Origin of the sequence: Cupriavidus sp. 30B13 (assembly GCF_049059565.2) — a bacterium.
Classification (GTDB): domain Bacteria; phylum Pseudomonadota; class Gammaproteobacteria; order Burkholderiales; family Burkholderiaceae; genus Cupriavidus.
This window is the reverse complement of record NZ_CP188223.1, coordinates 3,980,864-3,995,291: the sequence shown is the minus strand read 5'-3', so window position 1 is coordinate 3,995,291 and position 14,428 is coordinate 3,980,864. Positions and strand designations below refer to the sequence as shown.

The window sequence follows — 14,428 nt, the reverse complement described above, 5'->3', positions numbered from 1 at the left end:
GTAGCCGCAGCGTAAAGGGCGCTCCGCGGGGAATCAATCAGACGACTCCGAGTTTTCTCCGATGGCCGGAACGGATCGGAACATTGCGCGGCCAAGAACAAAAAACCCCGCGCTACAAATAACGCGGGGTTTGACGGCAACCGGGGCGCCGTCGCAGGTCTGCGCCCGAGCTGCAACTCAAGCCACCTGCTGTACCGTCTCCGGATGGCGGAACTGCTCCAGCAGCGCCGCCCAGCGCGAGCGCACCTTGGCCAGGTTGGCATCCTTGATGTGGCCGAAGCCGCGGATGTCGTCGGGCAGGCTGGCCAGCGCGACGGCGCTCGCGTGGTTGGCCGTGCTCAGGTCCCGTGTCAGCTCGTCCAGCAGCGCGCGGTATTCGCCGATCAGCGCGCGTTCCGTGCGGCGCTCGGCGGTCCTGCCGAACACGTCGAGCGGGCCGCCGCGCAGGCCCTTGAGCTTCGCCAGCAGGCGGAACAGGGTCATGGTGGACGGGCCGAACGCGCGCTTGACCAGGTGGCCCTGTTCGTCGCGCTTGCCCAGCAGCGGCGGCGCCAGCCAGAACTTCAGCTGGTAGTCGCGCCCGGGTTCGCCCTCGAACTGGCTGCGCAGCTTGTCGAGGAAGACCGGATCGGTGTATAGGCGGGCGACCTCGTATTCGTCCTTGTAGGCCATCAGCCTGGACAGGTTGCGTGCCACCGCCTCGGTCAGCGGCAGCGGCTTGCCGCTGCCGAGCAGTTCGCTTTCCCTCGCGCGCACGCTGTTCACGGCATCGCGGAAGGTCTGCGCGTAGGCGGCGTCCTGGTAGGCGGCGAGATGCTCGGCGCGGCGCGCGATCAGCTTTTCCAGCAGCGCGCCCGACGACGTGGGCAGCTTGACCACGTCGGCGCCTTCGGCGGTGCTGCGGAGCTGGCCGGTAAGCGACAGCACGTGCTCGGGGTCGTGCGCCATGTGGCGGCCCCAGTCGAAGGCGGCCTTGTTCTTGTCCACCTGCACGCCGTTGAGCTCGATGGCGCGCACCAGCGCGTCGAGCGACAGCGGCAGCCAGCCTTTCTGCCAGGCGTAGCCGAGCACCAGCGGGTTGGTGTAGATGGTGTCGCCAAGCAGCGCCACGGCCAGGCCGCTGGCGTTGATGAAGTCGCACGCCTCGCCCACCGCGTTGCGGATGTCATGCTCGGCGGACAGGCCCGGGAACTGCCACTTCGGGTTCTTGATGAACTCGGCGGTGGGCGTCTGCGCGGTGTTGACGACGGCGCGCGTGCGGCCGGCCTGGGTCTTGGAAATGACGTCGTCGGTGGCGCTGACGATGGCGTCGCAGCCGATCACCAGGTCCGCCTCGCCCATGGCGATGCGGGTGGCGTGCAGCTCCTCGGGGCGCGCGGCGATCTGCACGTGCGAGAGCACCGCGCCGCCTTTCTGCGCCAGGCCCGCCATGTCGAGCACGGTCACGCCCTTGTTCTCCAGGTGCGCCGCCATGCCCAGCAGGCCGCCGATGGTGACCACGCCGGTGCCGCCCACGCCGGTGACCAGCACGCCGTAGGGATGGCCGAGGCCGGGCAGTTCGGGCTGCGGCAGCGCCGGCAGGTTGTCCATCGAGACGCCGTGGCGCTCGGGCTTCTTGACCTGCGCGCCCTCGGCCGTGACGAAGCTCGGGCAGAAGCCGTTGACGCAGGAGAAGTCCTTGTTGCACGACGACTGGTTGATCTGCCGCTTGGTGCCAAGCTCCGTCTCCAGCGGCTCCACCGACAGGCAGTTGGACTTGACCGAGCAGTCGCCGCAGCCTTCGCACACCGCGTCGTTGATGAAGGCGCGCCGGGCCGGGTCGGGATAAGTGCCGCGCTTGCGGCGGCGGCGCTTCTCGGTGGCGCAGGTCTGGTCGTAGATCAGGATCGTGCAGCCGGGCACTTCGCGCAGCTCGCGCTGGATCTTGTCGAGCTCGTCGCGGTGGTGCACGTCCACGCCCTGCGGCAGCTTGATGGCGCCGCTGTACTTTTCCGGCTCGTCGGTGACGATGACGATCTTCTTCGCGCCTTCGGCGGCGACCTGGTTGGCCACGTCCTGCACCGACAGCTTGCCGTCGATCGGCTGGCCGCCGGTCATGGCGACCGCGTCGTTGTAGAGGATCTTGTAGGTGATGTTGACGTTGGCCGCGATCGAGGCGCGGATCGCCAGCAGGCCAGAGTGGAAGTAGGTGCCGTCGCCGAGGTTGGCGAACACGTGCTTGTCGCCGGCGAACGGCATCTGGCCGATCCATGCCACGCCTTCGCCGCCCATCTGGCTGAAGGTGCTGGTACTGCGGTCCATCCACACCGTCATGTAGTGGCAGCCGATGCCGGCCAGCGCGCGCGAGCCTTCGGGCACGTTGGTCGAGGTGTTGTGCGGGCAGCCCGAGCAGAACCACGGCTTGCGCTCGGCCGCCACGCGCGGCACCGCGAGGCTCTTTTCCTTGGCGTCGATCACCGCGATGCGCGCGGCGATGCGCGCGCGCACGTCGGACGGCAGCTCGAACTTGTCGAGCCGCGTGGCGATCGCGCGCGCGATGATGGACGGCGACAGCTCATAGTGCGCCGGCAGCAGCCAGTTGCTCTGCGGGATCGACCATTCGCCGCCCGCGTTGTCCTTCTCGTCGAACTTGCCGTAGACCTTGGGCCGCACGTCGTCGCGCCAGTTGTACAGCTCTTCCTTGAGCGCGTACTCCATGATCTGGCGCTTTTCCTCGACCACCAGGATTTCCTGCAGGCCCTCGGCGAAGGCGCGCGCGCCGTGCGCTTCCAGCGGCCACACGCAGCCCACCTTGTACAGGCGGATGCCGATGCGCGCGCAGGTTTCCTCGTCCAGGCCCAGGTCGCACAGCGCCTGGCGCGTGTCGAGGTAGGCCTTGCCGGCGGTCATGATGCCGAAGCGCGCGTGCGGCGAATCGATCTCGATGCGGTCGATCTGGTTGGCGCGCACGTAGGCCAGCCCGGCGTACCACTTGTAGTCGAGCAGGCGCGCTTCCTGTTCCAGCGGCGGGTCCGGCCAGCGGATATTGAGGCCGCCCGGCGGCAGCGCGAAGTCCCCGGGCAGCACGATGCGCACGCGGTGCGGGTCCAGCGCCACCGAAGCCGACGATTCCACCACGTCGGTCACGCATTTCATGGCCACCCACAGCCCCGAGTAGCGGCTCATGGCCCAGCCGTGCAGGCCGTAGTCGAGGTATTCCTGCACGTTGGACGGATAGAGCACCGGCAGGCCGCAGGCCTTGAAGATGTGCTCGGACTGGTGCGCCAGCGTGGAGGACTTGGCGGCGTGGTCGTCGCCCGCGAGCACCAGCACGCCGCCGTGCTTCGAGGAGCCGGCCGAGTTGGCGTGCTTGAACACGTCGCCGGTGCGGTCCACGCCCGGCCCCTTGCCGTACCACATGCCGAACACGCCGTCGAACTTCGCGTCCGGGTACATGTTGACCTGCTGCGAGCCCCACACCGAGGTGGCGGCCAGGTCTTCGTTCAGGCCGGCCTGGAATACGATGTCGTGCGCGGCCAGGTGCGCCTTGGCCTTCCACAGCGACTGGTCCAGCGCGCCCAGCGGCGAGCCGCGGTAGCCCGAGATGAAGCCGGCGGTATTGAGGCCGGCGGCGCGGTCGCGCTCGCGCTGGAGCATCGGCAGGCGTACCAGGGCCTGCGTGCCGCTGATGTAGATGCGGCCGCTTTCCAGCGTATATTTGTCGTCCAGGGAAACGTTCTCGAGCGCGCGGCGGATGGCGTCGCTGACCGGCGGGGTCAAGGGGGCATTCATGGGTGCTCCTCTATGGGGAATGCAGTCGGGATCGCCGACTCACTTCAGTTGTGGGCGGCCACCCGCTGCCTCTCGTGAAGGCTGGAACGGCCGTGTCTCTTTGCTGCATGGTAGCACCGGCCCAAAAAGGGCGGCACCTTGCGATGCAGCAAAAAATGCGCCCGCGGCAAACGTGCTTTCCCATCTCGTCACGGCTTCGCGTGTACACTGCGCTGCAAACAGCTTGCACAACGAACGGGCAGATGCGGATCGTGCGCCATATCCTGCGGGAGCGCGCCGCGGTGCAGCCGCCCCACCCGAGGCCGACCGGCCTCCAGGACCCTAAATGACCATTTCCTCCCGCCAGGGCACCGCGACCCTGGCCGTGCTGATCGACGCCGACAACGCGGCGCCCGCCATCGTCGAAGGCCTGCTGGCCGAAGTCGCCAAGTACGGCGTGGCCGCCGTCAAGCGCATCTACGGCGACTGGACCAAGCCCAACCTCGCCGGCTGGAAGGAGCGCCTGCTCTCGCACTCGATCCAGCCGATCCAGCAGTTCCGCTACACGGTGGGCAAGAACGCCACCGACAGCGCGATGATCATCGACGCGATGGACCTGCTGTACACCGGCCGCTTCGACGGCTTCTGCATCGTCTCCAGCGACAGCGACTTCACGCGCCTGGCCTCGCGCATCCGCGAGCAGGGCCTGACCGTGTACGGCTTCGGCGAGCGCAAGACGCCCAAGCCCTTCGTCACCGCCTGCGACAAGTTCATCTTCGCCGACGTGCTGCGCGCCGACAGCGATGCCGATACCGACACGGAGGCCGATGGCGCCGCCGCGCCCGCGCGCAAGCGCAGCAGCGGCGAGCTGCGCCAGGATTCGCGCCTGGTGCGCCTGCTGCAGAGCGCCTCGCAGGCCGTATCCGACGAAGAAGGCTGGTCCACGCTGGGCGGCATGGGTACCCATATCGCCAAGCAGGCGCCGGAATTCGACTCGCGCAACTACGGCTACGGCAAGCTCTCCGAACTGGTGGCCGCCACCGGGCTGTTCGAAGTCGAGACGCGCAACGGCGGCAACAACAAGACGCTGTGGGTGCGCCTCAAGCGCCGCGCCAGGCCGGGCGAGGGCGAGAACCGTCCCGCCGAGAACCGCCCTGCGGAGAGCCGTCCGGCCGAGCACCGCCAGGACGGCCGCCCGGGCGAAGGCCGCGACAATCGCGACAATCGCGAAAACCGGGATAGCCGTGACAACCGCCAGGGCGAGAACCGCCAGGCGGAAAGCCGTCCGGTGGAGAACCGCGACGGCCGCGAGAGCCGTGATAGCCGCGACAGCAGTCGCGACAACCGCGGCGAAGCGCGCCAGGGGGGCGAGAATCGCGAGCCGCGCGAGCCGCGCGAAAACCGCGAGGGTCGCCAGGGTGACGGCCGAGACAATCGCGAAAGCCGCGAAGGTCGCGACAACCGGGAAGGCCGCGAAGGCCGCCGTGGCGACAACCGTCGCGGCGACGGCCGCCAGGGCTCCCAGCAGCCGAACGGCGCGCGCCCGGCGCCGGCGCAGCAGCAGCCCGCGCTGCCCGTCCAGCCTGCGCCGCTGCCCGAATTCGCCGCCGACGAGCAGGAGGACGAGGCGGTGCCCTCGTTCGTGGTCGATCCGCTGGACGCGCTCGGGATGGCGGACGACGGCCTCGACGAGGCCGAGCCGCAGGCGGACGCCGACGCGGAAAGCGGCGCCGGCACCGCCGACGGCGCGCGCCGCCGCAAGCCGCCCAAGCCCGAGGTCACGCTGAGCGAGACGCCGTGGCCGATGGACCGCTCGATCTTCGTGGCGCCTTCGGCCACGGTGATCGCGCCGGTGGTCGAGCCGGTCGCGGCGATCGAGCCGGTCAGGTCGTTCCGGTGGGCGGAACCGGTAGAAGCGGTCGAAGTGGCCGAACCGGCCAGCGAAGCGCAGGCAGCCGAGCCGGCGCCGCAGGCCCGGGCCGGCGAAGTGGCGGAAGCCGCGGAAGTGGCGCAGGCGCCGGAACCGGCCGCCGCGGCGCAGACTGCGCAAGCAGAAGAAGCCGAGGACGCCCAGGACGCCCAGGAAGTCGAAGAAGCTCCCGTGGCAGAGCCGAAGGCCAAGCCCAAGGCGAAAGCCAAGCCCAAGGCACCGGCGAAGAAGGCCGCCGCGCCTGCCAAGAAGGCGCCGGCCGCGAAGAAGGCCGCGCCCGCCAAGAAGGTGGCCGCGCCGGCAGCCAAGAAGGCCCCGGCCAAGCGCGCACCGAAGAAGACCGCGAAGGCCGCCGAATAAGCGGCCCCGCACCATCCCTGTCGAAAAGAACGGCGCCGCAAGGCGCCGTTTTACGTTGTGGGCAAGGCCGGTCCGTCACCGGCGGTTTGCTCCCCTCTCCCATGTGCATACACGCGGGGAGACGGAAGCGGACCTTCGGCAACCGGGAGGCCGCCCGGCGCCGCCGCGCTACCGCACCAGCTGGTTGATCTCGATGATCGGCATCAGCACCGCCAGCACGATCAGGAGCACCACCACGCCCATGCTCAGGATCAGCAGCGGCTCCAGCAGGCTGGTCAGGAACAGCGTGCGCCGCTCGAGTTCCTGGCCTTCGCCCTGGGCCGCGCGCTCGAGCATGATCGGCAGGTTGCCGGTGGCTTCGCCCGAGCGGATCAGGTGCACCAGCACCGGCGGGAACTGGTTCTGCGCGGCCAGCGCGCGCGCCAGCGAGGCGCCTTCGCGCACGCGCGTGGTGGCGTCGTCCACGTTGTCCTTGAGCGCTTCGTTGGTGAGCGTCTCGCCGGCCGCCTGCAGGCTGCGCAGGATGGGCACGCCGGCCGACACCAGGATGGCCAGCGTGCTGGCGAAGCGCGCGGTGTTGTAGCCGCGGATCAGCTTGCCCAGCAGCGGCGCGGTCAGCAGCCAGCGGTGCCACGACAGCCGCACGCCGGGCTGGCGCAGCAGGCTGCGGATGCCGAGCGCCACCGCGGCGATGAAGGCCAGCGCGGCCCACCACCAGTTGCGCACGAAATCCGACAGCGCCAGCATGACGATGGTCAGCGTGGGCAGCTTCTGCTTGGTGTTGGCGAACACGCTCACCACCTGCGGCACCACGTAGGAGAGCAGGAAGATCACGATGGCGAAGGCCACCACGGTGACGATCGCCGGGTAGGTGAAGGCCAGCCGGATCTTGGAGGTGAGCGTGTTGCGCGTCTCGATGTAGTCGGCCAGCTTTTCCAGCACCAGGCCGAGGTGGCCGGAGTGCTCGCCGGCCGAGACCAGCGCGCGGTAGATGTCCGGGAAATCGCGCGGATGCTGCTGCAGCGCCAGCGACAGCGAGCTGCCGCCCATGACCTCGGCGCGGATGCCGGCCAGCAGCTCGTGCACGTAGCGGCGCTCGGCCTGGTCGGCCAGCGCGGCCAGCGCCTCGTCCAGCGGCAGGCCGGCCACGATCAGGCTGGCGAGCTGGCGCGTAAACAGCGCCTGCTCCTGGGTGGACAGGCGCCGCACGAAGGACGCCGTGCTGCTCTTCTGCACCCCGCCCACGCCGGCCAGCGGGTCCACGTTGAGCGGCGTGAGGCCGCGCGCGCGCAACTGGGTGCGCGCCTGCTTGGGGCTGTCGGCCTCGATCACGCCGCGGTCGGTCTTGCCGGCGGCGTCTACGGCCTCGTAACGGTAGGCGGGCATGGCTGGTTTCTACGTCCCGGCTAGTCGCGCGTCACGCGCAGCACTTCTTCCAGCGCGGTGGCGCCGCTGTCGATCCAGCGCTGCGCATCGCCGCGCATGGTGTGCATGCCGCGCGCCAGCGCCACCTTCTTGATCTCGGATTCGGGCGACTGGCGGTGGATCATGGTGCGGATCTCGTCGTCGACGGTGAGCAGCTCGTACACGCCCATGCGGCCCTGGTAGCCGGAGTGGCCGCACTTGTCGCAGCCCACCGCGTGCCACACGCGCTGCAGCGGCTTGCCCTGCGCGAGCAGGGCGTCGGCTTCCTCGGGCGTGACTTCGATCACTTCCTCGCGCTTGCAATGCTGGCACAGGCGGCGCACCAGCCGCTGCGCCAGCACGCCGAGCAGCGACGACGACAGCAGGAACGGCTCGATGCCCATGTCGACCAGCCGCGTCACCGCCGAGGCGGAATCGTTGGTGTGCAGCGTGGCCAGCACCAGGTGGCCCGTGAGCGAGGCCTGCACCGCGATCTGCGCGGTTTCGAGGTCGCGGATCTCGCCGATCATCACCACGTCCGGGTCCTGGCGCAGGATGGCCCGCAGCGCCTTGCCGAAGGTCATGTCGATGCGCGGGTTGACCTGGGTCTGGCCGATGCCGTCGAGGTCGTACTCGATCGGGTCTTCCACCGTCATGATGTTGGTGGTGCGCGAATCGAGCCGCGACAGCGCGGCGTACAGCGTGGTGGTCTTGCCCGAGCCGGTCGGGCCGGTCACCAGCACGATGCCGTGCGGCTGGCGGATCAGGCCGTCGAAGCCGCGCAGCGTGCCCGGCGCCATGCCGAGCTTGGCCAGGTCCAGGCGGCCGGCTTCCTTGTCCAGCAGGCGCAGCACCGCGCGCTCGCCGTGTCCGGTGGGCAGCGTGGAGACGCGCACGTCCACCGGCCGTCCGCCCACGCGCAGCGTGATGCGGCCGTCCTGCGGCAGGCGCTTCTCGGCGATGTCGAGCTGGGCCATGATCTTGATGCGCGAGATCAGCGCGCCGTGCAGCGCCTTCTTCGGGCGCACCACGTCGCGCAGCGTGCCGTCCACGCGGAAGCGCACCACCGAGGACGACTCGAACGGCTCGATGTGGATGTCGGAGGCGCCTTCGCGCGCGGCCTGCGTGAGCAGCGCGTTGATCATGCGGATGATGGGCGCGTCGTCCTCGGATTCGAGCAGGTCTTCCACGGCGGGAATGTCCTGCATCAGGCGCGACAGGTCGACCTCGCCCTCCACCTCGCCGACCACCTGCGCGGCGCTGCCGCTGTCCTGGCGGTTGTAGGCCTCGGACATGGCCAGCTCGAGCGCCTCGGGGGCCAGCACGCGCAGGCGCAGCGGGCCGTGCACGCGCGTGAGCTCGGCCAGCGCCGCGGGCGAGGTGCCGCTGCTGACCCACACTTCCAGCCCGTCGGCGCGCTGGTGCGCGACCAGCAGGCGCGCCTCGCGCGCGAAGCCGTACGGGACCAGGCGCGCGGCCAGGGTCGAGGGCGGCTCCGGCGGCGCGGCTGGGGCGGTGCTAGTTGCCATGGCGGGTCCCGGTTCTCAGTTCGCGCCGCGCACGGTGTCCACCGTGGCGTTGCCGAGGTTGATGCCCGGCGGCAGCGGCGCGCCGCCGGCGCCGGCGCCGGCCTGGCCCGGCGCGCCCTGGGCGTCCGCGGCATCCGGCGCGGGCTGCTGGCGCGCCTGCGGCAAGGTCTGCTCCAGCGGCAGCGGGCCCGGCACCGGGCCGCGCGAGCGCGGGTCGACGAACGGCGCGGCCGGCGCGTCCGCGGGCGGCAGCACCGGCGTGTTGGTGTCGCGCGTCATGGTGTTGGGCGACACGTAGCCCTGCTGCAGGCCGCGCATGTAGTCGTAGCGGTCCTGCGTGAGGCGGTCGGTGGCGCCGGCGGTGCGCATCACGTAGGGACGCAGGAACACCAGCAGGTTGGTCTTGCCGCGGTTCTTGTTCTCGTAGCGGAACAGGCCGCCGATCCACGGCAGGTCGCCCAGGCCGGGCACCTTCTGCACGCTGTCGCCGTAGGTGTCCTCGATCAGGCCGCCCAGCACGATGATCTGGCCGTCGTCCACCAGCACGTTGGTCTCGATCGAGCGCACGTTGGTGGTCGGGCCCTGCGTCAGGGTGGCGGTGCCCGCCACCACCGAGGAGGACTCCTGGTAGATCTGCATCTTGACCAGGCCGCCGTCGGTGATCTGCGGCTTGACGCGCAGCGTGATGCCGACGTCCTTGCGGTCGAAGGTCTGGAACGGCGTGACCGAGGCGGAGCCGCCGGTCTGCGCGTAGGAGCCGGTGGTGATCGGGATGTTCTGGCCGATCAGGATCTTGGCTTCCTCGTTCTCGAGCGTGATCAGGTTCGGCGTGGACAGCAGGTTGACGCTGCCGTCGCTGCCCAGCGCGCGCAGCAGCGCGCCCAGGCCGACGGCCTTGTTGACGATGCCCAGGTTCAGGCCGGCCAGGTCCGGCACGAGGCCGGAGACCGACGGGATGGCCGAGGCGCCGTTGGCCGCGATGCCGGCCACGGCGCCGGTCAGGTTGATGATGTTCTGGCCGCCGGTGCCGAAGTTGGTGCCGGCGAACACGTTGGTGTTGTTGTTGCCCGAGCTGAGCAGGCCCTGCCACTGGATGCCGAGCTGTCCGGTCTGGGTGGACGACACTTCGACGATCATCGATTCGATGTAGACCTGCGCGCGGCGCGCGTCGAGGTCGTCGATCACGGCGCGCAGGTTGCGGTAGACCGGTTCGGTGGCGGTGATGATGAGCGAATTGGTGGCCGGGTCGGCCTGGATGATGCCGCCGGTGGTGGGCAGGCTGTTGGTGGCGAACGAAGCCGAGAAGGCCGAGCCGCCGCCCGCGCCAAAGCCCGATCCGGACCCCGAGCCGTAGCCGCTGCGCGAACTGCCCGTGGTGCCGCCGGTGTACTGGCCGCTGGTGGACGTGGCGGTGTTGAGCAGGCCGCCGGCGCCGGCGGCGCCCACGCCGGCCGCGCCCGGGGTGCCTTGCTGGTTGGTGCTGAAGGAGCTGTCGGCGGCCACGATGGCGCGCAGCGTCTGCGCCAGCTTGGTGGCTTCGGCGTTCTTCAGCGGCACCACCCAGATGTTGCCGGGGCGCGCATAGGGCTGGTCGAGCTTTTCGATGAGCTGGCGGGCCTGCTGCAGGCGCGCGCGGCTGGGGGCGCGGATCATCAGCGCGTTGCTGCGCGGCTCGGCCACCACGGTGGTGCGCAGGCTGGCGTCGACGCCCGGCGCGCCGCCGGCGGCACCGCCCGCGGCACCCGGGTCCAGCAGCTTCTGCAGCACCAGCGCGGTATCGCTGGCGATGGCGTTCTTGAGCGGCACCAGCTCGACCTCGCCCGAGGCCGGCGCGTCGATGGCGGCGATGATGCGGGCCAGGCGCTGCAGGTTCTCGGCGTAGTCGGTGATGACCAGCGTGTTGTTGCCGGGGTAGGCGGTGATGGTGTTGTTGGGCGCGATCATCGGCCGCAGCACCGGCACCAGGTTGTTGGCCGACTCATAGTTGAGGCGGAACACCTGGGTCACCACCTGGTCGCCGCGCGAGTGGCCGCCGCCGACCACGATCGGCGAGCCCTGCAGCTTGGCGTCGGCTTCGGGCACCACCTTGGTGAAGCCGTTGCTCTCGACCATCGCATAGCCCTGCATGCGCAGCACCGAGCCCAGCGTCTCCAGCGCCTGCGAGCGCGACACCGGCTGCTCGGTCACCAGGTTCACCGTGCCCTTGACGCGCGGGTCGATGACGAAATTCTTGCCGGTGGCCTGTCCGACCGCCTTCACCACCGATTCGAGATCGGCGTTGACGAAGTTCAGCACGACCTGGTCGCGGTTGCGCGGGGTCAGGTCCGGCGGCTGGCCGGGCTGCGCGGGCGCGGGCGCCGGTTGCTGGGCCCACAGCGGCGCCGGCGCCAGCAGGGATAGGCCGCACAGCAGCGCGGTGGCGCGGGCGCAGCAGGTCTTGAACGAAGGTCGTAGAGCTTGGGTTTTCATAATCGGTTCCGGGCTGCGGGGGCGGTGCGCACAGGCGCACCGGCCGCCTGGGTCAGAAGCGCAGCCGTGTCACATTGTCCTCACGTCGTCCCAGCAGGCTCAACAGGCCCACCAATTGCGCGGCGGCGTCGGGGTCGGCGTTGGCCGTGCCCTCGAAGCGCGCCTGGCGGCCCAGGGTGCCGCTGCCTTGCAGGTGCAGCGGCCCGGCAAGGGTTGTCAGTTCCAGCTTGCCGGCGCCGCCGGCCCAGTCGATCTCGGCCCGGTAGCTGCCCAGCGGGCGCACCCGGCTGACGGCCGATGATACTTGCTCGAGGCGCAGCGTCAGGTGGCCGGTCAGGCCGCCGCCGCCGCCATTGCCGTTGCCACCGTCGCCGGGCTCGCCCGCGCGGCGGAAGAAGCGGCCCTGCAGCATGGACCAGTCGAGGCGCATCCGGCCGTCCGGGCGCAGCGTGTTGAACGGCGCGCCCACGCCTTCGAGCAGCGCCGCCGGCAGCCGGATGGCGCCGGCCTGGGCGGTCCAGCCCAGCGGCGTCACGGTCACGCCCACGGGGGCGCTCATGGCCTCAGTGTGCATCACCACCAGGCGCAGCGTGCCGGTCAGCAACGGCCAGAACGACACCGACCACTGCAGCCGCCCGGGCAGCACGGTGGCGGTCTCGCTGCCGGCGCCGGCGGACAGCGCCAGCGTGGCGCTGCCTTTCCACAGCGAGCCCTCGGCGTCGGCCAGCAGCACGCGGCGCTGGCTCTGGCTGGCGATGCCGTCGGCGATCCAGGTTGCCGGAAATGCCGCCAGCACGGTCAGCGCGACCGTGGCCAGGCCCAGCGCGAGCCAGCCCAGGCTGCGCCAGCCGAGCGGGCGGCGCACGCCGCGGCGGGCCAGCCGGAGGGCCTCGAGGCGGGCCATCAGCCGCGCCCGCCGGGGCTGGCGGCCGGACCTTGCAGCGTGGCCGTGAGGTTGACCAGCGCGGTGGCGCCCACGTAGACGATGCGGGTTTCGGTGACCTTGAGCCGCTGCTGCTGGCGCACGTCCTGCAGCCAGCTCGCCACGGCGCCGAACGGCACCTTGTCGAGCTGGAGCTGCACGCCGTTCTCGCCGGTGCTGGCCAGCCGCGTGGCCTTGAGGCCGTGCTGGGCCAGGCTGTCCTGCAGCGCCTGGGTGAGCGCCTCGCCGCGCAGCGACGGCGCCGGGCTGGCGGCCAGGCTGCGCGCTTCCTGCGCCAGCGTTTCCATCTCGGCGAGGTCGGTGCGCAGTTGCGGCAGGCTGCGCTGGAGCCTGGCGCGGCCGTCGGCGGCGGGCTCCCACAGCGCGCTGTAGCCGATCACCAGCGCCAGCACGGCGCTGCCGGCGGCCAGGATGGCCTGTTCGCGCGGATTGCGCGCCGACCAGAACGCCTGGAAGCGCTCCTGCCAGCGCTGCGGCACGCGCGGGCGCAGGCGCGCCAGCCGGTCGGCGGTGCGCTGGCGTCCGGCGGCGGCGGACTGGGATGCGGTCTGTTTCATCGGGTTCACTTGGCGGGGCGCGCTCACAGGCTGGGCTTGATCGACCAGCGCGTGCCGGCCGGCGCGTTGCCGCGCGCGGCGTCGGGCGGGCTCTGGTCCGGCTCCATGGCCAGGCCGGCCTGGCGCGCCGCGCTGCGCAGCGCCTCGGCGTTGGTGCCGGGCTTGAGGGTGGCGTACAGGGTGCGGCCGCGATATTCGAGCGCCAGCAGGGCGTCGGGGGCGAGCTGGCGCGCGGCCTGGCCGAAGCGGTCCGCCAGCGGCAGGAAATCGTCGGGCGTGCTGCGGCCGCTGGCCAGCCGCAACTGGTCGACCTGGCGGCGCATCTGCAGCGGCGGGTCGATCACCACGGGGATCTGCGGGAAGGCGCTGCGCAGCGTCTGCTCCTGGCCCGCCAGCAGGCGCTTTTCTTCCTGGCCAAGCATCAGCCACTGCGCATTCATGCCGATCAGCTGCACCAGCAGCAGGCCGGCGGCCAGCGCCAGCGGCAGGCGCCAGGCCAGCAGGTTCCAGCGGTCGGCGCGGCCCTGCGCGAATTCGAACTGGGCCAAGTCGAGCGCGGGGTCGAGCAGGCTGGCCTGCGCGCCTTCGATCCACACTGGCCAGCCGAGCGCATGCGCGCCCGGCGGCGCGGCCTGCGCGAGCGCCTCGGGCGTGGCATGCCACTCGCCCGGCGGGGCCAGGGCCTGCCAGGCGCCGAGCGCGTCGTCGCCGAGCAGCAGGCCATAGCCGGCGTACTCGCTGCTGCGCACGGTCAGTTGCCACAGGCGGGAGGCCGGCTCCGGCGCGGGCATGCCTTCCGTTTCAAACAGGGGCGAGGCGCTGGTCAGGGTGGCGGCCTCGATCGCCAGCGCGGCCAGCGGCGCGGCATCCGCGGCGGCGGCATCGCCTCCGCCTTCACCTTCGGTTTCAGCTTCGCCCGGCGGCACGGGCGCCGGCAGCGGCAGGCACAACTGTGCCGGCAGCACGTGGCGGCGGCGGTGGCGGTGGCCGGCGAAGGCGTCCATCACGGCGCGCAGCCAGGCGCGGTCGGCCACCATCAGCAGGCGCCGGCGGGCGCCGGCCGCGGCCTTGGCGGCGGGCGCGTCCAGCGCGGGGCCGACCGCGATGTGGCTGAGCTGGGCATCGGCGGCCAGCACGTCTTCCACCAGGTTGGGCAGCGCGAGCTTGAGGCGCGCCGGCGCCAGCGGCGGTACCGTGGCCGGGGTGAGCAATACGTCGCTGGCGGCCATGATCAGGACCAGGCGCTCGGCGGCGGGCAATTCGGCGATGGAAGCGTGGCCTTCGCGCAACAGCTGCGGCGCCGGCTGGGGGCCCTGGCGGCGCCCGCGCCCGGCGACGGCCGCGCGCACCAGCGCGAACGGCAGGGCGCCGAAGTGCCAGGGTTGCGGCTGGTCGTGCGGCCTGTGCGGCAGGCGGACGTACAGGGTGGTGCTCAAGATTTCCTTGCTACTGCGCCAGCAATGGCGTCAATGAACGATGGCGGGGG

The 14,428-nt window shown here is 71.1% G+C and carries 7 protein-coding genes and 1 pseudogene; 1 reads left to right on the top strand and 7 read right to left on the bottom strand.

The window, feature by feature from the left end; all coding sequences use genetic code 11:
* Positions 1-177: 177 nt before the first annotated feature.
* A complete protein-coding gene (locus tag ACKI2N_RS18430) occupies positions 178-3,771 on the bottom strand; it encodes an indolepyruvate ferredoxin oxidoreductase family protein (protein ID WP_420996041.1) in 3,594 nt (1,197 codons plus the stop codon).
* 325 nt (positions 3,772-4,096) lie between these two features.
* Here ACKI2N_RS18430 and ACKI2N_RS18425 point away from each other — a divergent pair.
* A pseudogene (locus ACKI2N_RS18425) lies at positions 4,097-4,945 on the top strand (NYN domain-containing protein); the annotation flags it as partial.
* A gap of 1,263 nt (positions 4,946-6,208) precedes the next feature.
* Here the strand turns inward: ACKI2N_RS18425 and gspF are convergent.
* The 6 genes from gspF to gspL are packed head-to-tail and all read right to left on the bottom strand — an operon-like array spanning position 6,209 to position 14,378.
* The gene (gspF, locus tag ACKI2N_RS18420; RefSeq protein WP_420996040.1) at positions 6,209-7,426 is read right to left on the bottom strand and encodes a type II secretion system inner membrane protein GspF; all 1,218 of its coding nucleotides are present in this window, start codon (positions 7,424-7,426) and stop codon (positions 6,209-6,211) included.
* Positions 7,427-7,446: 20 nt separating this feature from the next.
* Entirely contained in the window at positions 7,447-8,973 is a 1,527-nt protein-coding gene (gspE, locus tag ACKI2N_RS18415; RefSeq protein WP_420996039.1) for a type II secretion system ATPase GspE, read from the bottom strand.
* A 15-nt stretch (positions 8,974-8,988) separates the two neighbouring features.
* Complete coding sequence (gspD, locus tag ACKI2N_RS18410; RefSeq protein ID WP_420996038.1) at positions 8,989-11,442, bottom strand: type II secretion system secretin GspD; 2,454 nt, start codon at positions 11,440-11,442, stop codon at positions 8,989-8,991.
* A gap of 52 nt (positions 11,443-11,494) precedes the next feature.
* Positions 11,495-12,346 (bottom strand): type II secretion system protein N, encoded by an 852-nt coding sequence (gene gspN, locus ACKI2N_RS18405; protein ID WP_420996037.1) that lies wholly within the window; start codon positions 12,344-12,346, stop codon positions 11,495-11,497.
* Positions 12,346-12,942, bottom strand: coding sequence for a type II secretion system protein M (locus ACKI2N_RS18400; protein WP_420996036.1), 597 nt, complete (start codon positions 12,940-12,942; stop codon positions 12,346-12,348). Before ACKI2N_RS18400 ends, gspN begins: the two co-directional genes overlap by 1 nt.
* A 23-nt stretch (positions 12,943-12,965) precedes the next feature.
* On the bottom strand, positions 12,966-14,378 hold the full coding sequence (gspL, locus tag ACKI2N_RS18395; protein ID WP_426990116.1) for a type II secretion system protein GspL: 1,413 nt from the start codon (positions 14,376-14,378) through the stop codon (positions 12,966-12,968).
* Positions 14,379-14,428 lie beyond the last annotated feature (50 nt).

Coding starts and splice junctions, on each gene's coding strand:
- ACKI2N_RS18430 (WP_420996041.1), bottom strand. CDS start 3,771: ATGAATGCCCCCTTGACCCCGCCGGTCAGCGACGCCATCCGCCGCGCG.
- gspF (WP_420996040.1), bottom strand. CDS start 7,426: ATGCCCGCCTACCGTTACGAGGCCGTAGACGCCGCCGGCAAGACCGAC.
- gspE (WP_420996039.1), bottom strand. CDS start 8,973: ATGGCAACTAGCACCGCCCCAGCCGCGCCGCCGGAGCCGCCCTCGACC.
- gspD (WP_420996038.1), bottom strand. CDS start 11,442: ATGAAAACCCAAGCTCTACGACCTTCGTTCAAGACCTGCTGCGCCCGC.
- gspN (WP_420996037.1), bottom strand. CDS start 12,346: ATGGCCCGCCTCGAGGCCCTCCGGCTGGCCCGCCGCGGCGTGCGCCGC.
- ACKI2N_RS18400 (WP_420996036.1), bottom strand. CDS start 12,942: ATGAAACAGACCGCATCCCAGTCCGCCGCCGCCGGACGCCAGCGCACC.